The organism is Pseudomonas sp. G.S.17, assembly GCF_038096165.1.
Taxonomy (GTDB): domain Bacteria; phylum Pseudomonadota; class Gammaproteobacteria; order Pseudomonadales; family Pseudomonadaceae; genus Aquipseudomonas.
Window position 1 is genome coordinate 2,336,499 of the sequence record NZ_CP151076.1, and the last position, 20,952, is coordinate 2,357,450.

19 protein-coding genes and 1 pseudogene are annotated in these 20,952 nt (G+C 59.4%); 10 read left to right on the top strand and 10 right to left on the bottom strand.

Annotation, left to right across the window (positions count from 1 at the left end):
- Positions 1-4 precede the first annotated feature (4 nt).
- Positions 5-841, top strand: coding sequence for an alpha/beta hydrolase (locus AABC73_RS10815; protein WP_341523559.1), 837 nt, complete (start codon positions 5-7; stop codon positions 839-841).
- Between the two features lie 594 nt (positions 842-1,435).
- Here the strand turns inward: AABC73_RS10815 and AABC73_RS10820 are convergent.
- Together AABC73_RS10820 and AABC73_RS10825 are read right to left on the bottom strand one after the other, a co-directional pair.
- Positions 1,436-1,585 (bottom strand): hypothetical protein, encoded by a 150-nt coding sequence (locus tag AABC73_RS10820; RefSeq protein ID WP_341523560.1) that lies wholly within the window; start codon positions 1,583-1,585, stop codon positions 1,436-1,438.
- Positions 1,575-1,757: a hypothetical protein gene (locus AABC73_RS10825; protein WP_341523561.1), complete on the bottom strand. Its 183-nt coding sequence runs from the start codon at positions 1,755-1,757 to the stop codon at positions 1,575-1,577. The genes AABC73_RS10820 and AABC73_RS10825 overlap by 11 nt, the downstream gene beginning before the upstream one ends.
- 16 nt (positions 1,758-1,773) lie before the next feature.
- On the opposite strand from AABC73_RS10825, the pseudogene AABC73_RS10830 reads away from it, so the two are divergent.
- Positions 1,774-2,206: pseudogene (locus AABC73_RS10830) on the top strand (ATP-binding cassette domain-containing protein); the annotation flags it as partial.
- 16 nt (positions 2,207-2,222) lie between these two features.
- Here AABC73_RS10830 and AABC73_RS10835 read toward each other — a convergent pair.
- Positions 2,223-3,152, bottom strand: coding sequence for a LysR substrate-binding domain-containing protein (locus AABC73_RS10835; RefSeq protein WP_341523562.1), 930 nt, complete (start codon positions 3,150-3,152; stop codon positions 2,223-2,225).
- A 141-nt stretch (positions 3,153-3,293) separates the two neighbouring features.
- On the opposite strand from AABC73_RS10835, the gene AABC73_RS10840 reads away from it, so the two are divergent.
- Positions 3,294-4,541: a cation:dicarboxylase symporter family transporter gene (locus AABC73_RS10840; RefSeq protein ID WP_341523563.1), complete on the top strand. Its 1,248-nt coding sequence runs from the start codon at positions 3,294-3,296 to the stop codon at positions 4,539-4,541.
- A gap of 129 nt (positions 4,542-4,670) precedes the next feature.
- On the opposite strand, the gene AABC73_RS10845 is transcribed toward AABC73_RS10840, so the two are convergent.
- The 4 genes from AABC73_RS10845 to AABC73_RS10860 form a co-directional block, all read right to left on the bottom strand.
- The gene (locus AABC73_RS10845) at positions 4,671-6,269 is read right to left on the bottom strand and encodes an argininosuccinate lyase (RefSeq protein ID WP_341523564.1); all 1,599 of its coding nucleotides are present in this window, start codon (positions 6,267-6,269) and stop codon (positions 4,671-4,673) included.
- 60 nt (positions 6,270-6,329) lie between these two features.
- On the bottom strand, positions 6,330-7,577 hold the full coding sequence (locus AABC73_RS10850; protein ID WP_341523565.1) for an OprD family porin: 1,248 nt from the start codon (positions 7,575-7,577) through the stop codon (positions 6,330-6,332).
- Positions 7,578-7,738: 161 nt separating this feature from the next.
- Positions 7,739-8,665, bottom strand: coding sequence for a glyoxylate/hydroxypyruvate reductase A (locus tag AABC73_RS10855; RefSeq protein WP_341523566.1), 927 nt, complete (start codon positions 8,663-8,665; stop codon positions 7,739-7,741).
- A 98-nt stretch (positions 8,666-8,763) separates the two neighbouring features.
- Entirely contained in the window at positions 8,764-9,849 is a 1,086-nt protein-coding gene (locus AABC73_RS10860) for a tartrate dehydrogenase (RefSeq protein ID WP_341523567.1), read from the bottom strand.
- Positions 9,850-9,960: 111 nt separating this feature from the next.
- Here AABC73_RS10860 and AABC73_RS10865 point away from each other — a divergent pair, with 111 nt between their 5' ends.
- The 3 genes from AABC73_RS10865 to AABC73_RS10875 all read left to right on the top strand — a co-directional run bounded on the left by AABC73_RS10865 (position 9,961) and on the right by AABC73_RS10875 (position 14,013).
- Positions 9,961-10,875, top strand: a complete 915-nt coding sequence (locus AABC73_RS10865; RefSeq protein WP_341523568.1) for a LysR substrate-binding domain-containing protein — start codon at positions 9,961-9,963, stop codon at positions 10,873-10,875.
- A 372-nt stretch (positions 10,876-11,247) separates the two neighbouring features.
- On the top strand, positions 11,248-12,285 hold the full coding sequence (locus AABC73_RS10870; RefSeq protein WP_331151166.1) for an ABC transporter substrate-binding protein: 1,038 nt from the start codon (positions 11,248-11,250) through the stop codon (positions 12,283-12,285).
- A 15-nt stretch (positions 12,286-12,300) separates the two neighbouring features.
- Positions 12,301-14,013, top strand: coding sequence for a GMC family oxidoreductase N-terminal domain-containing protein (locus AABC73_RS10875; RefSeq protein ID WP_341523569.1), 1,713 nt, complete (start codon positions 12,301-12,303; stop codon positions 14,011-14,013).
- A 50-nt stretch (positions 14,014-14,063) separates the two neighbouring features.
- On the opposite strand, the gene AABC73_RS10880 is transcribed toward AABC73_RS10875, so the two are convergent.
- The gene (locus AABC73_RS10880; protein WP_341523570.1) at positions 14,064-15,491 is read right to left on the bottom strand and encodes an aldehyde dehydrogenase family protein; all 1,428 of its coding nucleotides are present in this window, start codon (positions 15,489-15,491) and stop codon (positions 14,064-14,066) included.
- Between the two features lie 147 nt (positions 15,492-15,638).
- Here AABC73_RS10880 and AABC73_RS10885 point away from each other — a divergent pair, with 147 nt between their 5' ends.
- From AABC73_RS10885 to AABC73_RS10900, 4 genes are all read left to right on the top strand, one after another.
- On the top strand, positions 15,639-16,586 hold the full coding sequence (locus tag AABC73_RS10885) for a LysR family transcriptional regulator (RefSeq protein WP_341523571.1): 948 nt from the start codon (positions 15,639-15,641) through the stop codon (positions 16,584-16,586).
- 140 nt (positions 16,587-16,726) lie between these two features.
- Positions 16,727-17,431: an HAD-IA family hydrolase gene (locus AABC73_RS10890; RefSeq protein ID WP_020289693.1), complete on the top strand. Its 705-nt coding sequence runs from the start codon at positions 16,727-16,729 to the stop codon at positions 17,429-17,431.
- Positions 17,432-17,613: 182 nt separating this feature from the next.
- Positions 17,614-18,897 carry an FAD-binding oxidoreductase gene (locus AABC73_RS10895; RefSeq protein WP_341523572.1) on the top strand — a complete coding sequence of 428 codons (1,284 nt, stop codon included), beginning with the start codon at positions 17,614-17,616 and terminating at the stop codon, positions 18,895-18,897.
- A gap of 20 nt (positions 18,898-18,917) precedes the next feature.
- Positions 18,918-19,628: a cupin domain-containing protein gene (locus AABC73_RS10900; protein ID WP_341523573.1), complete on the top strand. Its 711-nt coding sequence runs from the start codon at positions 18,918-18,920 to the stop codon at positions 19,626-19,628.
- Positions 19,629-19,722: 94 nt separating this feature from the next.
- Here AABC73_RS10900 and AABC73_RS10905 read toward each other — a convergent pair whose 3' ends face one another.
- Both AABC73_RS10905 and AABC73_RS10910 read right to left on the bottom strand, forming a co-directional pair.
- Positions 19,723-20,214 carry a winged helix-turn-helix transcriptional regulator gene (locus AABC73_RS10905; protein ID WP_065834205.1) on the bottom strand — a complete coding sequence of 164 codons (492 nt, stop codon included), beginning with the start codon at positions 20,212-20,214 and terminating at the stop codon, positions 19,723-19,725.
- 37 nt (positions 20,215-20,251) lie between these two features.
- Positions 20,252-20,938: a hypothetical protein gene (locus AABC73_RS10910; protein WP_341523574.1), complete on the bottom strand. Its 687-nt coding sequence runs from the start codon at positions 20,936-20,938 to the stop codon at positions 20,252-20,254.
- Between the last annotated feature and the right edge of the window lie 14 nt (positions 20,939-20,952).

A 20,952-nucleotide genomic window follows, 5' to 3' on the forward strand; every position in this document is an offset into this window, starting at 1 on the left:
AATGATGTTAGCCAATCCTGAAGACAGCCCGGAAGCACGCAGTCGCAAGCTTTATTACCGTGGCGCCACGACAACTTTTTCCTGCCGCATGGATCCACGATTTGCGTACTGCCTGTACGTGCCGCAAAGTTTCGATCAATGCCCGGAAGAACACCGCTTGCTGGTCGCCGTGCATGGCACCGGGCGCACCATGGTCGAATACCGCGATGCCTTTGCCGAGTTCGGACGTTTCAACAAATACGTGATCCTTGCGCCGCTGTTTCCGGTAGGACCGCTGGGTGATGGTAATCCGCATGGCTTCAAGTATCTGGTCGAAGGGGATATCCGTTATGACCAGGTTTTGCTGGCCATGGTCGATGAAGTTGCGCAGGTTCTGAACACTACCTTCGAGCGCTTTTCGCTGTTTGGTTACTCCGGCGGCGGACACTTCGCCAATCGGTTCTATTACCTGCACCCGGAACGCCTGCGCTCCGTGTCCATCGGCGCGCCCGGTTCGGTGACTTTGATCGATGACCACCGCGACTGGTGGGTCGGCACCGGTGGCATCGAGAAAATCTTCGGCAAGAACCTGAACCTGCCTGCGCTGCGCGAAGTGGATGTGCAGTTGTTGGTGGGCGCAGCCGATCTGGAAACCTGGGAGATCCACTACGCCCCAGGTTCGGTGCAATTCAGGGAAGGCATCAACGACGCGGGCAGCACCCGTGTCGAGCGCAACGCCACGCTCGCCCGCAACCTGCAGGCCCACGATATTCGTGTGCAGCAAGACATCGTGCCCAACGTCGCTCACGCCGGTATTTCCGTGGTGCCCTACGTGCAGGATTTTCTGCTGGGATTGGGCTGAAATGCGGCCACCCTGTAGGAGCGGATTTATCCGCGAGGTGTAGGTGCCGCCGACTTAGATTTGCGCAATTCACACCGGCCTCTTCGCGGGCAAGCCTCGCTCCCACAGGATCGCGCCGACTTTGGAATCGCGCCGACTTTCAAATTGTGGGAGCGAACTTGTTCGCGAAGGGGCCAGGACTGGCTCCAACTATCTCGCTGACTGAACCGACGCCTTCCCGGATAAATCCGGTCCCACAGGATCGCGCCGATTCTCCTACAGGATCGCGGCGATTTTGAAATTAAAATGCAATGACCCTGTACAGACTGTGTGAAAACGTCACGAGCGATGACAAGACAAGGCAAAAACAGGCGAAAAAGCGGAGTCTAGGTGTTCTAAATGAGCATTTTTCGCCTGTTTTTAACGCAGTATTGTCGAGCGCAGTAGTTTTCACACAGTCTGGGTAGGAGCGGATTTATCCGCGAGGTGTAGGTGCCGTCGACTTAGATTTGCGCAATTCACACCGGCCTCTTCGCGGGCAAGCCTCGCTCCAACGGGATCGATTATTCGCGGGCGAATTGGAGCGTCGCCCGCTCGATCCAGCGGGACCAACATTCACTGCCAATCCTTGGCCGCCTCGGGGAGCATCTCGGTGATCAGCGCGCCGAAGCGCTGTGACAGCAGGCTTTGCGGGCGATCCGCTGGCAACAGCAGGTAAGTCGAGAAGCGGATCTGCGGGCGGAAAGGGCGTATCTCAATACCCATGTATCAGCGTCGGGTTCACTCCCGGCGTTTCTTCGCCAATGTAGGACGCCAGGCCCAGATCGCAGTATTGCGAGGCGGTCCAGTGCGTGGCAGTGGGCGAGTCGCTGGTGTGAATCGAAATGGCCACGTCCGGGTTTTGCTGGCGAAAACGCTGGATGACCCTGGGCGTCACCCCTGAGCGTCAATGAGTGACCCTGGCGCCCGTCAAGCTCAAGCGGATGTCCAAGGCCGAGGCCCGGGAAAGTGCGTTGCAATTGCTTGATCGCGTCGGCTTGCGCCACAAGGCCAACGGCTATCCCTCGGAACTGTCCGGCGGTCAGCAGCAACGCGTGGCGATTGTGCGCGCCCTGGCAATGCGCCCGCGCCTGTTGCTGTTCGACGAGCCGACTTCCGCGCTGGACTCGGAGACTGTCGGCGATGTGCTCAACGTCATGAAAGGGCTGGCGAAGGAAGGCATGACCATGATCGTCGTCACCCACGAAATGGGTTTCGCGCGGGAAGTGGCGGATCGCGTGGTGTTCTTCGACAGCGGGCGCATCATTGAGCAAGGTCCTCCGGCAGATTTTCTCCGCGCCACGGGAAGAGCGCACCCGGCAGTACCTGAGTTCGGTGCTGCGCTGACCCTCAGCCTTTGCGCTTATCCCTTGCGATAGATCGTGCTCAAGTGCCGCGCCAGCAGAATGAAGTTTTCCAATGGCGCGGGCGGATTGAAGGTGCGACAAACCAGTGTAAGCGGCGCAAGAAGGCGCGGCCGGGCATCGAGAATCCGGCAGTACACGACGCTTTCGCGGTGCACATCCTTCATGGAGGCCGGAACAATCGACACCCCGGCGCCCGCCGCCACCAGGCTGACGTTGGTCAGCATACGTTCCACCTCAAACGCGATGTGCGGATTGAAACCGGCGTTCTGACAAGCCTTGATCAGATTCGCATACATGCCCGGCGCGCCGGGGCGACGTACCAGGATGAACTTTTCATCCTTGAGTGCGTTGATGGAGATTTCCGGTAGCTGCATCGACGCGTCCACCTGAGCGAGCAATGGGTGGCGCACTGGCAAGGTCAGGAGCATTTCTTCGTTATGCAGGCGATGAAACTGGATGCTCTGGTGCTGACCCACGGGTGCCCGGAGAATGCCCACATCGAGACGGCCTTCGATGGCTTCTTCAGTCAGCTCCCGGGCACTGCCTTCCTTCAGCGCCACTTCGACACCGGGATAACGTTCGCGGTACGCGCGGATGATTTGCGGGATCAGCGGATGCGTGGCGGCGGAACTGGTGAAGCCGATGACCAGCGTGCCTTCGATACCGCTGGCGGCCCGGGATGCCTTGAGCGCACCTTGTTCGACCCGGCTCAGAATGTCCTGGGCTTCGGCAAGAAATACCAGCCCGCCCGCCGTCAGATCGACACCCTTGGGATGGCGTTTGAACAGCTCGAAACCCAGTTCCTGTTCCAGCGCGCGGATCTGCTGGCTCAGCGGCGGTTGCTGCATATTCAGGCGCGCCGCCGCACGGGTGAAATGTCGTTCTTCGGCCACCATGACGAAATAACGCAGATGTCGAAGTTCCATGTTGGTATATCCTGTGCCAAGACTTATTATTGCGGGGCGGCCAAAAACAGATTATGCCGAGGTTCATTATCCGCGTGACTACTATGGCTGAAGCCGAGACATTGCGACAATAACAATAATATTTTTTGTGGCGGAGCCTCGATGCCTGTCAAGCTTCTGAAGAACGCAACCCTGCAAATCCTGCTCGCCATTAGTTGTGGCGTCCTGTTGGGATTGCTGCGTCCGGATCTGGCCGTCTACATGAAACCGTTGAGCGATGGTTTCGTGAAATTGATCGGTTTACTGATGCCTTTCATTATGTACCTGCTGGTGTGCTCCGGCGTGGCGAGTCTGCACCAGCAAGGCAAACATGTGCGACTGGTGCGCAAGGTATTTATTTATTTCCAGCTGATGTCGATTGTTTCGCTGTTATTGGGGATGACTACAGCCCTGTTGTTCAGTCTGGATACGACGACAGCGCAGATCTTTCCTGTCGGGGCGGTGGCTGCACTTGCCGACCCGGCGCCGTCGGCACTCGAGCTGTTCGGCGAACTCTCCGTGGGAGACGTATGGTCCAGCATATGCAGGGCTTTGGCGCAGAGTCTGGTGCTTCAGGTCATGTTGTTGGCGGTGATTTCCGGGCTGCTATTGCCCCGGATCGGGCAGGTGGGGGAAGTTTTGCAGGCCCGTCTGGAAGTCACAATCAGCCTGTTATTTCGAGTATTGCGCCTGATCTTGAAGTTCGCTCCTGCCGCTGCATTCGGTGCCATGGCATTTACCGTGGGTAAATATGGGGTTGTGTCAATTCTTCCGCTGTTTAAATTTGTGGTTGTCATGTATCTGGTGTGTGCGCTGTTTGTCATTTTTATTCTGGCAAGTATCGCCCGTGCGGTCGGGATAAGTTTGTGGCGCCTGAGCGCTTATATCAAGGAAGAGCTATTGCTGGTGACATTCACTGGCGCATCGGTGGCGGCAATTCCAGGGCTGATAAGCAAGCTGGAAAAGTTGGGGTGTGATCGTCAAGTTGTGCGTCTGGTGTTGACCACCGGGTATACCTTCAACTTGAGCGGGTCAAATATTTACGTCACCACCTCGGTGATGTTTCTTGCCCATCTCGCCGCAGTGGAGCTGAGCAGTGTGCAATTGATCGGTGTAGTACTGATTTGCATGCTGACGTCATTGGGTTCGACCAGTGTCGCGGGCTCGGCGTTTTTTACCCTGATCGCCACCTTGAACATGCTGCATGTCATTCCTCTGGAAAGCGTGGGGCTGTTGCTGGGCGTCGAGCGCCTGATGAAATGTCGATCCCTGACCAACGTGCTGGGCAATTGCGTCGCGTGTCTGGTCATCTGCCGCTGGCAGGGGTCCATTGACCGGGTTGCGTTGCGGCAGGGGTTGGCAGGTTGTTGACGTTATCGCATGTGAGCACGATCCCTGTGGGAGCGTTCGGAGGTTACGACGGCCGCGAATCGGTGTGTCAGACGGGTGATATCGCTGCCTCGCGCTGCTCGTGAGCTCCCATAGGGTTTTGGTGTCGTATCAGCCCTTCGAATCCAGCAGCTTCTCGAACGCACGGTCCAGATCGCCGTCGGCCTGGGTGATTTTCTGGCGGCGTTCCTGCAACCAGCCTTGGTCGGCGGACAGCGTTTTCCGTGCTTCGGCGAGCATGCGTTGCACTTCCTGTGGCTGCGGACCGCCAGTGCCTTTGCGGGTCTTGACCATGTTTTCCGGCGAGAGTGCTGCGCGGAACGCGGCTTCGTCCAGAGGCAGCGTGTTGGGCGTCCAGTTGTATTTGTCAGCGGCCTTGGTGTAGAGCTTCTGCGCATCGGCAAACGGGAAGGTCTTGGGTGTTGTGCCGTTGTCCCGGGCTTCGGTGACGATCAGCGAAGCAAAACTGTGCCCGATGCGGAACGGCACCTTGTGCTGACGTTCCAGGGTGTCGGCCAGTTCCATGGAAGTGGTCCATTCCGATTCAAGCTCGTCCAGCGCCCGTTGCGGATTAACCTGCAACGCATCCAGCACGCTGTTCATGCCGTCGAACATGTCCTTGGTCGAGGCGAACAGCCCCAGGGAATCGAAGGCGAACTTGTAGTCAGTCATGCCGGTGGTGACGTTATGCGCGCGCAAGGTCACGGTTTGCGCCAGGCCGACCACATCCGAAGCCGATTCACGGGCGCGCATCAACAGGCCAGGGTTGCGCTTCTGCGGCATGGCGCTGCTGGTGTAAGTCGAACCTTCATCAAGCAGCAGCCAAGGGCGGATCTGGTGATATTGCGTGTGAATGTCGCCGATCATGGCGCCGACCCGAATCGCCGACGACGACGCGATATTCGCCGCTTCCAGCGGAATGTCGTAGGTCGATACCTGGCTGGAGTCCAGGGAGTTTTCCCGCACGCTATCAAAGCCGAGCAGCTGCGCCAGACGTTCTCGGTTCAGCGGGTAAGCAGAGTTCGCCAGCACCGCCGTGCCCATCGGACTCTGATTCAGACGTGTGTACAGCTCGCGGATGCGTTGGCCGTCACGGTCGAAAGCGGCTTCAAACGCCAGCAGATAGTGGGCATAGCTGATGGGCATGGCCTGCACACCGTTGGTGTACGCCGGGACCAGGGTGTTGACGTTTTTCGCGGCCAGTTCAAGCACGCGCTGACGGGTCGAGTTCAACGCATCGGCATATGCCAGCACCTGAAAGCGCAACTTCGCCAGGCGGTAAGTGGCGAGCATGTCCTGGCGGCTGCGGCCGGAGTGAATCAGCGACGCTTCAGGGCCGATCTTGTCGGTCATGATCTGTTCAAGCTGCAACACATCGCTGGGCTGCTTGCCGCCGGGTTTGTCCGCCTGATCAATAGCGAAGCGCACGCCCCCGGCAATCTTGCGGCCCATCTCCGGCTTGACGATGCCTTCTTCGGTGAGCATCACGATTGAAGCCTTGTTGATCCGGTTCAGCCAGGAAAACTGGCTTTCGGATTTATCGCCCCTGGCTTGGGATTTATCCACCGTGGCGCCGATTTTTGCGGCCTGGGCGGCGCATTGTTCGGTAGTGCTGCAAGGAACATCGGCCGTGTTCGCGGCATAGGCGCCGTAACTGGTGGCCAGGACATAGGCCACGGCAAGGTGGATCAGGGTTTTCTTGGTGTTCATTCAGGTCTCCGTTCCCGACGAATGCCGGGAATTCCAAGGCGTGTCAGTGATTGATTGGGCTTACAGCAGCGGCAGCGTGTAGCTGACGATGAAGCGGTTCTGGTCGATGTCGTTGCCAGTGCCGTTGCTGCGATAACTGCCGTTACGCCATGTCACTTCGAGGTTCTTCAACGGCGCGCTCTGGAACGCGTAGCTGATATCGGTGTCGCGCTCCCACTCGGTGCCTTCCAGGGTTTTGGTGCGGGCGAAGTTGTCGCCTTTGAGGTAGCGGGTCATGAAGGTCAGGCCGGGAATGCCGACGCTGGCGAAGTCGAAGTCATAACGCGCCTGCCAGGATTTCTCTTCGGGGTTGGCGAAGTCCGGCGAGATCATCACGTAGTTGACGAGGTACGAATCGGTGCCATCCAGGTGCGGGAATCCGGTTTCACCTTTCATGCTCTGCCAGGCCGCGCCGAACGAGTGCCCGCTGATGCGATAGGTGAAGCGCGCGCCGAGTGCCTGGTTATCAATGTTGGTATTGCCATCCTTGCTGGAGTCGGCGTAGCGCAGGTCAGTCTTGAACGACTGGGATTCGCCGATGGGCAAGGTGTGGACGATATTGAAGATGTGTTGCTTGTAGTTCTTCTCCAGTGCGCCGTAGTGGTAACTGGTGGTGAGGTTTTTGTCCCAGGCGTAGCTGGCGCTGGCGAAGTTGAATTGATCGCTGGGCACGGCACCTTTGACGCCTTTGGCCGCCACTTCAATATCGTCATGGCCGCTGACGTTGCGCAGGGTATTGCTGGTCAGCTGTCCGGCATTGAGGGTCATGCGGTCGATGTCGGTGGACGTCACCTGGGCGCCGCGAAAGGTTTGCGGCAACAGTCGGCCGTCGTTGGGCAGCACGGTGGGCAGTTTGGGGGTCAAGGTGCCGACGCGCAGCACGGTCTTGGAAATCCGCGCCTTGCCGGTCACGCCGCTGCGGCCATAATTATCCGGCGCCTTTTCGTCACCTACCGGCAGCAGGCCCGAGTTCTGGCGATCCGGTCCGGAGTCCAGCTTGAGGCCGAACAAGCCCATGGCATCGACACCAAAACCCACCGGGCCTTCGGTGAAGCCCGATTCGTATTTGAGGAGAAAGCCTTGTGCCCACTCGTCGCGTTTGGACTGAGCGGCGCCGTCCTGACGATAGTCACTGTTGAAATAGAAATTGCGCAGTTCGAGTTCGGCTTTGCTGTCTTCTAGAAAGTCGGCCTCGGCCATGGACGGCAGAGCCATCGAAAAAACCAGCACAGCAGTGGTAAAACCTAGAGCAGAAGGGGATTTGTGCATTTTTATTCCCGGGCGTGTTGCCTTTTTATTTTTAGAATTATTACCGCGCATCTGCTCGTCACAGCGCGCGGTTTCCAAAGGCTAATGCTTGCGATAGGGAATTAAAAATATATAGAAAGTTGCGGTTCGATACGTTTTGGATATGGTCAGGGTGCCGTGGCTCAATATCCTTCGTTACGGTCGATAGTGCCCGGCATGCATTCGTTGCGTTGATGGCGGCGGATATTGGCCAGCAGGACTTCGAATGCCGTCTGCGGCGATGTCATCGCGCCAATGTGCGGGGTCAGCCAGATGCGTGGGTGTTGCCAGTAAGGATGGTCATCAACTGGAGGTTCGTCGTTGAGCACGTCGAGAATCGCCCGATCAATCTGGCCTGACGCCAACGCGTCGAGCAGATCGGCTTCCACCAGGTGCCCGCCGCGCCCCAGATTGATCAGTTTTGCGCCTTGGGGCAGGGCCGCCAGCAGCTCGGCGTTGATGATGCCCCGCGTGTCATCGGTCAGCGGCAACAGGCAGATCAGCACATCGCATTGATTGAGAAACGGCTTGAGTTGCTCCTGTCCGGCGAAGCACTGCACGCCCTCGATGGTTTTGGCCGAGCGTGCCCAGCCGCTCAGGGCAAAGCCGAACGCTTGCAGGCTTTGCAGCACCGCCACGCCCAGATTGCCCAGGCCCATCACGCCAACGCGTCGTTGACTGGCAGGCACCAGCGGCCGGTTTTGCCATTGATGCTGGCGTTGCTGGTCGAGGTACAGCGGGATGTCGCGATGCAGGCTCAACACGGCGAAACAGGCGTATTCGATGATGCCCTGGGCAATGCCGGGGTCGAGCATGCGCACCACGTCGATGTGCGGCGGCAGTTCGCTCAGGTCGAACTGATCGACGCCCGCCGAGGTGGCGAACACCACTTGCAGATTGGGGTAAGTGCTGTGCAACGCCTTGGGCGCGATCCACGAGGCGAAATAGCGCACGTCAGCCGGATCACCGCCGTCGGATTCCAGACGCACGTCGATGTCTGGCGCATGTTGCCGGAACAGGGATTTCCAGACTTGGCCACGTGCATCATCGATCTTGAACAGCAAGGTCATGGTGGTTCTCACAGCGCTGAAGTGAGGGATGAAGATGCCTGATTCGAACGCAACAATCCCCCGTTTCTCGTCTGGCAAACGGGAGATTGCGCTTTATTTCAGCGCTCGCAGGCCGCTGCGATGGCTTTGCCCAGGGATTCGGTGTTGCCGGTACCGCCAATATCGGCCGTCAGCGGCGCGCGTTCCGGGCCCATGGCCAAGACGGTCTCGATGGCGGTCAACACTTCGGCGCCAGCTTCGGGATGACCCAGATGTTCGAGCATCATGGCGCCGCACCAGATCTGCCCGATGGGATTGGCGATGCCTTTGCCGGCGATGTCGGGTGCGGAGCCGTGTACCGGTTCAAACAGGCTCGGGAAGTGCCGCTCCGGGTTGATATTCGCCGATGGCGCGATGCCAATCGTGCCGGTGCAGGCCGGACCGAGGTCGGAGAGGATGTCGCCGAACAGGTTGCTGGCCACCACCACATCGAACCAGTCCGGGTGCAGGACGAAGTTCGCGGTGAGGATATCAATGTGGTACTTGTCCACCTTGACTTCAGGGTATTTCTTGCCCATTTCCACGACGCGCTCATCCCAGTACGGCATGGTGATGGCGATGCCGTTGGACTTGGTGGCCGAGGTCAGGTGTTTCTTCGGCCGGCTCTGCGCCAGTTCGTAGGCGAACTTCAGTATGCGGTCGACGCCGATGCGGGTCATCACCGTTTCCTGGAGGACGATTTCCCGATCAGTGCCGGGGAACATCTTGCCGCCAACGCTGGAATACTCGCCTTCGGTGTTCTCGCGCACCACCCAGAAATCGATGTCGCCGGGCTTGCGATTGGCCAGCGGCGCCTTGACGCCGGGCATCAGGCGGCACGGGCGCAGGTTAACGTACTGATCGAACTCGCGGCGGAACTGCAACAGCGAATCCCACAGGGAAATATGATCCGGCACTACATCCGGCCAACCGACGGCACCGAAATAAATCGCGTCATAGCCCTTGAGAATCTCGAACCAGTCGTCGGGCATCATCTTGCCGTGGGCCAGGTAATAATCGGCGCTGGCGAAATCGAACCAATCCCATTGCAGCTGCAGATTGTGGTTTTTCGCGACCACATCCAGCACGCGGACGCCTTCGGGCATCACTTCCTTGCCAATACCGTCGCCGGGGATCACTGCAATTTTGTAGTGGGTCTTGCTCATGTGTTCGTCTCCAGGGGATTGATCAGTGGATGCGACTCAGTGTATGCAGTGTTTCTGAATTAATAATTGGCCTTGAACGAAAGCCATTCTTAGATTTAAGGAAACAATCCCTTGAGCATGATCGACGACCTGGCGTTCTTTCAGCAGGTGGCGACGCGCGGCAGCCTGACGGAGGTGGCGCGTCACCTGGGCTTGTCGCTGCCGGCGGTGAGCAAACGCTTGAGCCAGCTTGAAAGTCGCCTGGGCGTGCAATTGCTGCAACGCACCACCCGCCGCTTGTCGCTGACGCCCGAAGGCAGGCTCTATCTGGACGGCGGCCGCCCGATCCTGCGTCAGCTCGAAGAACTGGAGAGCGCGCTGAGCAGCCGCCAACCGACGCTGCATGGGCGTTTGCGCATCAATGGCACGCTGGGATTTGGTCGTCGTCATCTGGCGCCGGTGGTGTCTAGCTTTGCCCGACTGCATCCGCAACTGGAGATTTCCCTGGAGTTGACCAACCAGCCGGTCAGTCTGCTGGACGATCAGTTCGATCTCGGTGTGGGCATGGGCGAGCCGCCTGACTCGCGGTTGATTGGTATTCGTCTGCTGGAAAATCCGCGCATTCTCTGCGCCGCGCCGCGCTATCTGGAAAGCATGCCTGCGCCGCAACAGGTGACGGATCTGGTCCGGCATAACTGCATCGTGCTGCGTCAGTTCGGCAGCGACTATGCCATCTGGCGTTTCCACAAGGACGGCGTCGACTATGCCCACAAGGTCAGCGGAACCTTGTCGAGCAACGACGGTGAAGTCACGGTCGGTCTGGCGCTGGAGGGGCACGGCCTGATCCTGCGTTCACGCTGGGACGTTCAGGAACATCTGGAAAGCGGGCGTCTGCAAGCGGTGCTGGCAGATCATCAGGCACCCAATGGGGATATCTATGCGGTTTACCAGCAGCGTCGCCATTTGCCGCAGCGGATTTCGGCGTTTACCCATTACCTGGCCCAGGCGTTGGCCAAGCGTCTGCCGTTCGCCGCGCCGATACGGTAGAACCTGCTTTCTGGCGAGTTAAATATGAGCGTTTGTACTTGCTGGGTGGGTGCATCATTCAAAGCAAGCCCCAGATCGCTACAAGCGTGGCTCGCCCGCGAAGTGATTTCAGGTACACCGCTTCGCGAGCAAGCTCGCGTCCACCCAGGTTCGCGTTGACGTGGATAGGGCGTTCCCGAGATTCGTTTTATAACCTGAAGTTATGCGCTGTCTGACTATTCGTTCATTGTCGACTCGGGATCAGCTCTTGTAACGTCCTGCCGTCCCGCTCGGTAAAACAAAAAAATCAGACCTGAGCACGCAAGCCATTGCCAGGATTCAGTCGAGGTTTTTTGAAGCTGCCGAATTAATCTACGTTCAGGATGATTTGCCATGAAAACCTTGTCCCGTGGTTCAGTCTTATCCCTGCTGTGTCTGTCGGTAGCTTGCTCGATCCCCGCGATGGCGGCCGAGATTACATTTGTTTCCCAGGGCGGGACTTATCAGGAGGCGCAGACCAAGGCGATCCTTGATCCGGCTGCGAAGCGCCTGAACATTACCGTCAAACAGGACAGCGTTCCCGACGCATGGCCGATGGTCAAAGCCCAGGGCGAGACGAAAAAACCCTTGTGGGATGTGATCGATACGCCAACCTCGAACTGCATTCGCGGCGGCAAGGAAGGTTTGATCGAGCCGCTGGACCTGAGCAAGATGCCCAATGCCCAAGGCATGCCCGCGGCTTACCGCACCCCCTGGTCGGTTGCCTACGAGTTCTATTCGTCGGTGCTCGGCTACAACAAGAAAACCCTGAAAAAAGTGCCGCAGAGCTGGGCCGATTTCTGGAACGTCAAGGACTTCCCCGGTACCCGCGCCTTGCGCAACGACCCGATGGGTACGCTGGAAGCCGCCTTGCTGTCGGACGGCGTGCCTCGCGACAAGCTTTATCCGCTGGATGTGGATCGCGCCTATAAACGCCTGCAACAGATCAAGCCGGATATCGCCGTGTGGTGGAGTTCCGGCGGCCAGTCGGCGCAACTGCTCAATGACGGCGAAGTCGACATGCTGATGATCTGGAACGGGCGCGCCAGCGCCGTGCGCAAGGACAACACCGACGTGGATTTCACCTACAACGACGGTCTGTTGCAGAACACCCAGTTATGCATCCTCAAGAACGCGCCCAACTATGCGACGGCGGTGAAGTTCCTCAACGAAGCGGTTTCGCCGGATCTGCAGGCCAATCTGCCGCTGTACATCGACTACGGTCCGGGCAACCCGGCGGCCTTTGCCACCGGCAAGATCACCGCTGAACGCGCCAAGGAATTGCCAAGTTCGCCAGATAACGCGGCGAAGCAGGCGCTGCTTTCCGAAGAATGGTGGTCGTCGCCGGCCGGCATCGCCGCCAAGGATCGCTGGTTGCAGTTCGTTCAGTAAGGGACTGGGCAGCCCATGATCGACTACCTGATTCTCGGCGGCGGCAGCGCGGGTTGCGTGCTGGCCGCGCGGCTCTCGGAAAACCCCGACCACAAGGTGTGCCTGGTGGAGGCCGGGCGCGACATTTCTGCCGGGGACATGCCGACAGCGATTCGCAGCCGTTATCCGGGGCGGGCCTATCTGGACGTCAGCAATATCTGGAAACGGCTGGCCGCCAGAATGGGTGGCAAGCCGCAGGCGGAACGTCGCTATGAACAGGCGCGGATTCTCGGCGGTGGGTCGGCGATTAATGCGCTGATGACCAATCGCGGCGCTCCGGCCGACTATGACGAATGGCAGCAACTGGGCGCCGACGGCTGGAACTGGCAAAGCGTGCTGCCGTATTTTCGCAAGCTGGAAACAGACTGCGATTTCAATGGCCCGCTGCACGGTTCACAAGGCCCCATCAGAATTCGGCGCACCCCCGAGGCTGCGCTGTCACCTTTCGTCAACGCGGTGATCAATGCCCTGGCCGAACGCGGCCTGGTCCGCAAGGCAGATCAGAATGGCGTATGGGAGGAGGGCGTGTATGCCGGGGCCATTGGCGTCAGCGAACAGGGCGAGCGCATTCCGACATCGGTCTGCTACCTGACGGACGAAGTGCGCCAGCGGCGTAATCTGACCTTGCTCACCGACACGGTTGTTGATCGAGTGCTGATCGAAGCGGGCCGGGCCACGGGCGCGCGGTTGCTCCGACAGGGCGGCGCGGTCGAGCAGGTCATGGCCCGCGAAGTGATTGTCTGCGCCGGTGCGATCCACAGCCCTGCGGTGCTGATGCGCAGCGGCATCGGCCCGGTCAATGAGCTGCTCAATCTGGGCATTCGCCTGGTGGTGGATCGTCCGGGCGTCGGCGGCAATCTGATGGAGCATCCGTCGATCGCCGTGTCCGCATTGCTGGAAAAAGCCGGGCGCACGCCATTCAAGGATGAGCATCACGAACAGGCCATCGTGCGCTTTTCGTCCGGGTTGAATAACACCGTTGAATGCGACATGCATGGCGCAATCCTGTCGCGCTCGGGCTGGCATTCGGTGGGCTACCGGCTGGGTACGATGTTCTTCTGGGTCAATAAGTCTTATTCCCGAGGGCGGCTGCGCCTGGTTTCCAACAATCCTTTTGACGAACCTGAAGTGAATTTCGACATGCTCTCGGATCCGCGCGATCTGGAGCGTCTCAAGCAGGCGTTGCGCCTGGGTGGCAATACCTTGCGAGCGCCTTCGATGACCAGCGTGCGCAGCGTGGTGTTCCCCTCCAGCTACTCGCCTCGGGTGGCGAAAATAGCCATGCCGGGCCTGTTCAATGCTGTGCAGCGCGGGTTGTTGAGCCTGTTGCTGGACATCGCCGGTCCGCTGCGCAAAGCGTTGATTCACGGTCTGGTCACTCAGGGCGTAACTCTGGACAAGCTCCTGGCCGACGATGTGGTTCTCACCGAGTTCGTGCGCAACAACGTCGGCGGCACCTGGCATCCTTCCGGCACTTGTCGCATGGGGCGCAGCGATGATCCGGCAGCGGTAACCCTGAGTGACGGCCGGGTGATCGGCGTCGGTAATCTGCGGGTGTGCGATGCGTCGCTGATGCCTTCGATTCCTTGCGCCAATACCAACGTGCCGACCATTATGATCGCCGAGCGTATTGCCGATCTGATCAAGGCCGAGGCCATGAGCAGCAGTGCAACGCAAAAGACCGCCTGATCAGGGCGGTCTTTTTTGTTTAGCCCGGCTTTCGGTTCAAAGCCGTCACCTCAAGGCTGATAACCGATGATGCCCTTGACCTCAAGAAACGCTTCCAGCCCCCACTCTGCATATTCGCGACCATTGCCGGACTGTTTGTAGCCACCGAACGGCGCGCCCGCGTCCCATGCCGGATGATTGATCGATACGCTGCCAGCCCGCAGTTGAAAGGCAATGGCTCGCGCACGTTCCAGACTTGCCGACTGCACATAGGCAGCGAGGCCGAACACGCTGTCATTGGCCATGGCAACCGCCTGTTGTTCGTCGGCATAGGGCTGGATGCACAGCACCGGGCCGAAGATTTCATCTCGGGAAATAGCCATGTGCGGCGCAACCCCGGCGAAGATCGTCGGCTGCACGTAATAACCTTGATCAAGATGTGCAGGGCGTCCCAATCCGCCGCAGACCAATTGCGCGCCTTCTTCTATGCCAATGGCGATCATGCGTTGAATGGCCTGGTACTGCCGTTCGCTGATTACCGGGCCCATGGTGGTTTGCGGATCTTCCGGCGGGCCGAGACGACAAGCACTGGCCGCGCGCCTGGCGATGTCTACTGCCTGGTCATGCAAGGCCGCGGGCACCAGCATGCGGGTTGGCGCGTTGCAGGATTGCCCGCTATTGCCGAAGCAGGAATTGACCCCGGCGGTTACCGCGCTTTCCAGGTCTGCATCATCCAGCAGGATATTGGCCGACTTGCCGCCCAGTTCCTGATGCACGCGCTTGACCGTCGGCGCCGCGAGACGGGCGACTTCGACCCCGGCGCGAGTCGAGCCGGTGAACGACACCATATCGACATCCGGGTGACCGGCCAGCGCCGCGCCCACCGTAGGCCCGTCACCGTTGAGCAGGTTGAAGACCCCGGCAGGCACGCCGGCCTCGTGCATCACCTCGGCAAACAACAGCGCGTTCAGCGGCGCGATTTCACTGGGCTTGAGCACCATGGTGCAGCCGGCAGCCAGGGCCGGCGCGACCTTGCAGACGATCTGGTTGATCGGCCAGTTCCATGGCGTGATCAATGCCACCACGCCCACCGGCTCGAAATTGATCAGGGTCGAACCGCGCATTTTCTGAAAGGCGAAACTGTCCAGGCTGCGTAGCAATTCCTGCAGATGGCGCTTGCCGATCCCGGCTTGCCAGTCGTGGGCGAGGCTTTTCGGCGCGCCGACTTCGAGCATGATTGCTTCGGCGATCTCGTCGTAGCGCTTCATGAACGAAGCCAGAATCTGCTCGATCAGCGCTTTGCGTTGCGCCACTGAAGTCTGCGCGAACGCCGGGAATGCGCGTTTCGCTGCAGACACGGCGGCGTCGACGTCAGCCTGATTGCCCAGGGCAATCTCGCTGAACGGTTGCTCGGTGGCCGGATTGATCACTGGCATGCGACTGCTGGAATGCGGTTCGACCCAGCCACCATCGATATAGAACTTGAGCGCGTTGTGCATGGGAAAAGTGCTCTTTTGCAGGCGAATTGAAAGGGGCGGCAAGCGAGTTTTTTCAGGCAATAAACATGGCCGTTTCCTCGCAAGAATAAGCCGGTATTTTTCATTCCGGCAATTTACTAATAGTTGTGTCAGGCATAAACTCAGGTCATGTCTAACCTACGTCGCAAGCTCCCCAGCTCCAGCTCATTATTCGTCTTCGAGGCGGCCGCGCGTTGTGGCAGCTTCACGCGTGCGGCGGATGAGTTGTGCGTCAGCCAGCCTGCGGTCAGTCGCATGCTGGCGCGGCTGGAAGAACACCTTGGCGTGCAGCTGTTCGAGCGGGTGCGCGGCGGTGCCAGGCTGACCGAAAGTGGCAGCATTTTGTATCGGCGGGTGCAGGAAGGCTTCAGCACCATCGAGTCGGCGATCAGCGAAATCGAGTCCCGGGCCACGGGCATTGAAACCGTTACCCTCTCGGTCTCCACGGCGTTCACCACCCACTGGCTGATGCCGCGCATGAGCCGCTTCAATGAACGCTTTCCCACCGTGGACATGCGTTACCAGTTGATGTCGGGGCGCATCGGCGGGCCGTTGGTGGATGTCGATCTGGGCATGCGTTATCTGGACGCCGGCAGCGTCAAAGCCGCAGACAGGCTGCTCGTCCCGGAAATTACCCTACCGGTGTGCAACGCTTCGTACCTCAAGAATGTGGTGAACAGCAGCAACCAGAAATGTCCGCCGACGCTGATCAATATGGACAATCAGGACCGCAGTTGGGCCGAGGACTTCGCGGCTCCCGGCCGCAGTGACAACGCCCTGGTATTTTCCGATTACGCCGTGGTGGTGCAGGCGGCCTTGCTCGGGCAGGGCGTTGCATTGGGTTGGTTGAACGTGGTTTCCCACTGCCTGGTGAAGGGCGAACTGTTACCGGCTACCGATCATCTGCGAATAGCCTCGCGTCGCTGCTGCCTGGTCTCCCCGAGCAACCGTCCGGTGCGCCCGGTGGTTGAAAGTGTCCGCGACTGGATCGCCGAAGAAATGCGTGATGACCTGGTTCGAATCGATGCGCTTTATCCCCATCTGGGTCTGGCGGCGCAGGTCGATTTCACTGATTGAAGGCAGGTGTGCCGCGTAGAGTAAAAAAACAGTAGGTTATGCCCTGAGGTCAGGTCAAAACAGAATATTTCGTGAGAGAGCGGGGTCGATAATTGACCCCAGACAGCTTCACCCTCATGACCTATCTTGCGGAGCGCCTTATGTCATTCAAGCAGTTCAAAGCCCTGACGTTCGACGTCGTTGGTACCCTGATCGATTTCGAAGCCGGAATCCTGAACCATGTGCGTGAAGTCGCAGGCGATGCGGGTAAGGCGTGCAGCGATGACGATCTCCTCAAGGCCTATCGCGAAGCCCGTGCCAACCCGGATTCGGGCTGGTGGCCAGACGATCTGGAACGTTGCTACCACTTGATGGCCGCCAAACTCGGCCTGCCGGATAACGACGAGTACGCCAAGGGCCTGAGCCTGGCAGTGAAAAACTTCCCGGCGTTCCCGGATTCAGTCGAAGCCCTCAAGCGTCTGCACAAGCATTTCAAGCTGGTTGCCACGACCAACTCGCGGATCTGGGCGCTGGATTACATGGCCAAGACCCTGGAAGAACCCTTTGACGTGCGCGTCACGGTCGACGACGTACGTTTCGAGAAACCTGATCCGCAGTTCTTCGCCTACACCCGTGGCGTGCTCGCGACCCAAGGCATTCTGTTTGAAAACATCCTTCACGTTGCCCAGAGCCAGTATCACGATATCGGCGTGGCCATGCGTCTGGGTTATCAGACCTGCTGGATCGAACGGCGCTTTGCCCAGAAGGGCTCCGGCGGCACGCTGGAGTCCGAGCACACCAAACCGCATTACCACTTCACGTCCCTGGCGCAACTGGCCGACGCGGTCGAGAAAGAACTGGGCTGAAGCAGTCTGGTAGGAGGGGACTTGTCCCCGAAAATCAAACAACATACATCCATCGAATTGAAATCGTTGGAGCGAGGCTTGCCCGCGAATCGGACACTGCGATGGGCCAGATCCACCGCGTTATCGTTCTTCGCGGACAAGCCTCGCTCCAACGAATTGCATTCCATGACATGAGGCCGGCGATGACTCCTGACAGTTTGTGGGCGGCTACCGCCCAACCCGCGCCTGCGCTGCAATCCCTTGAGGGTGAGCGGCGTTGTGACGTGGTGATCATCGGCGCGGGTTACACCGGCTTGAGCGCCGCGCACCATATCGCGCTCAGTGGGCGCGAACCGCTGATCGTCGAGGCCAATACCCTGGCCTGGGGCGCCAGCGGGCGCAACGGCGGGGTGGTCTCGCCGAAATTCAGGGTCGGTTTCTCGACCCTGATGCAGCGCTTTAGTCGGGATACCGCCTTGCAGATGTATCACACCGGCTATGCCGCCGTGGACAGCCTGGTGGAAATGGTCGACAGCCTCGGGCTCGTTCATGCGCAGTTGCACATGGGCGGGCACATTGCTGCGGCGCACAATGCCCACGCGTTGGTTGGCCTTGAGTCCACGGCAAACTGGATCAAACGCGAAACCGGCGGCAGTTCGTCGGTGATGATCAGCGCCGAGCAAGTCCGGGAAATGACCGGCTCAAAGATTTTCAACGGTGGACTGCTGACGCCCAAGGCGGGCGGCATTCATCCGCTGAACTACGCCCGAGGCATCGCCCAGAGCCTGCATGATCGCGGGGTCAAGCTCTACATCAACAGCCCGGCGCAACAGGTGCGCAGGGAAGGCGAGCACGTTGTCGTGCAGACACCGCAAGGCCGGGTCATCGCCAAGCAGGTGATCTACGCCACCAACGGCTATTCCGATCAGACCAAGGCCACCGACACTCTGCATCGCCGCTTGATTCCGTTTCGCAGTGCAATCATCGCCACCGAACCGCTGCCGGCGCATATCCTCGCTGGCATCATGCCGGGCGGCCAGGTGTGCGGCGACACCAAACGCATGCTGCGCTGGTTCCGGGTCATCGGCGACCGGCTGATTTTCGGCGGGCGCGGTGCCTTTGGCAAAGGTGACTCGGACAGCGCCTTCAACGACTTGCAGCGCAGCATGGGCGTGGTTTTCCCGACGTTGCGCGAGCAGAAGATTGCCTATCGCTGGTCTGGCCTGGTGGCCATGACTCTGGATTACCTGCCTCATGCCGGTCAGCTCGACGAGCGCAGCTTCTACGCCATTGGTTACAACGGCGGCGGCGTGGCCATGTCGACCTGGATGGGCAAGCAACTGGCAGCCATGACCGCTGGTGAAAAAGTCGAGCTGGGTTTGCTGGCCGGCGATCATTTCAACCCTATTCCACTGCATGCTTTCCGCGCACCAGGCGTACGTCTGGCGGCCTGCTGGCAGCAATTTCTGGACATCATCGGCCGATGAGCCGTGGCGAGCGCAATCCCATGCCCGAGATTTTGCATTACCCGATTCCCCACACCCGCCGACAGTTGCCCCGTGCCGCTTTTGCCCTGCACAACGATCCGCTGGCTGCCGGGCGCACCGTGCATTTTCATGATTCAGCGCAAGGCTATGCCGTGGGTGAAAGCGTCAGTGTCGGCGCCAACCTGTTGATCGAAGACTTCCCCTGGGTCGAGCTGGGTATCGTCGAAGCCGGCGAGCTGAGCCTGCGCGGCGACGGGTTTGATCTTGAGCTCAAGGCGGGCGACTGCTTTGTGGTGCCACGCGGGGTCAAGGTGCGTTGGCAGCATCGGGGTTTGTTGCGCCGGGTCTTCATGGCGTTCCCAGGCTTGGCAGCGGGCAATGACATGCCGGCGCGCCCGGTGAAAATCGATCTGTTATCGACCTTGCAGAGCTGCAGCCCGCCAGCGGCCAACGTGCTGCTGACCCCGGCCCCGCAAGCCTGGAGCGCTGAAGCGTTCAGCACCTCCAGCTTGCGCATCGGCCTTTGGCAGTGCGAACCGTATGCCCGTAAACAGGTCGAGCCGGGTTACAGCGAATTGATGTATATCCTGGAAGGCAGCGTCACCCTGACGTCGGAGCGCGGGCATGCCAATCGGGTGAAAGCGGGGGAAGTCGTCGTGGTGCCAGCGGGGGCGACCAACGCCTGGAGCAGCGAAGAGACCGTGCGCAAGGTGTATTGCATTCTGGGTTGAAGCGCGATTCGCTATTTGTACGAACGACCGTAGGACCGGCTTCAGCCGGGAGAACGCCCTCCCGGCTAAAGCCGGTCCTACGGTCGTCCGCTTGTTAAACCGCCCTGACCAGACTGCGCAACGGCACGGTGCTTTTGATCACCGGCGACTTGATCACGATGTAGCTGAAGTACTTTTCGATGCCGATGTTCTTGTCGAGGATCGACTCCATCAATTCCTGATAATGCTGAATGCTGCTGCACAGGAAACGCACCAGATAATCGTAGCCGCCGCTGATCAAGTGGCATTCCAGCACTTCGTCGATGTTGCGGATGCTCGACTCGAATTTCACGAAGTCGGAGCGCTTGTGATCGCAGAGGGTGACTTCGGTGAACACGGTCACCGAGTTGGCGAATTTGGCCAGGTTGACGTGGGCTTCGTAGCCGCTGATGTAACCGGCCGACTCAAGACGTTTGACGCGTTGCAGGCAAGGACTGGGGGACAGGCCCACGGCTTCGGCGAGGCTGACATTGGTCATGCGCCCGTCTTTCTGCAATTGGACCAGGATGTTGATGTCGATACGATCAAGCTTGGTTGCAGCGTCCATAGTTCAGTCCTCGCAATTTTGAATCTGGGTCGTGGCCTCAGGCGTGCAAGGCCTTCTGATGCGCGTGGATCAGGTCGGCGAGGCTGGCGTATTCACAGCGCTTGCCGTCCAGCGCCTGAGGTGAGTTGTTCCAGGGCTGGCCATGATCCCGACGCAAGGTGCACACCGGAAAATCCACACGTTCATTCCACGGATCATCTGTTTCGGTACTGCGCACCGGTAACATCTGTTTGCGCTCCAGTCCCAACCCTTGCAGCGCGGTGTCCAGGCTGGCGTGCCAGTCATCGCTCTGTGGCTCGATGATCGCATCGAAATCCACCGGCAAACGGCGCAGCAGCGAGCCCACATCAATGCCATGGGGTGGGGCGATGAGTATCAACCGGTAGAACTTGCTCAGGTACTGCAAGGCTCCCGGCGCGTCTTCAAAAATCGGCCATTGGGAAGAGGAGCTACTAAACGCAACACTCTCGTCCCAGCCGGGAGTGACATGCAATTGATGCGCCAGACGTTGATAGAGTTGCCCCTGAAAAGCGCTGGGGCTGATGTCCGAACCAGCGGCCGCCAGTTCGTCAGCCATGTGTCGATAAGCCATCAGCAACTGATCGTCGCTGGTGGTCGTCAGGCTTTGCACTGCCAAGGGTCGCAGGCCTTCGAGGATGCCCCGTTCCCGATCAACCAGGGTGCCGAAGGAAAACCCCAGCGCCTGATATTGGGTGACTTTCATGGTTCGCTCCTGAG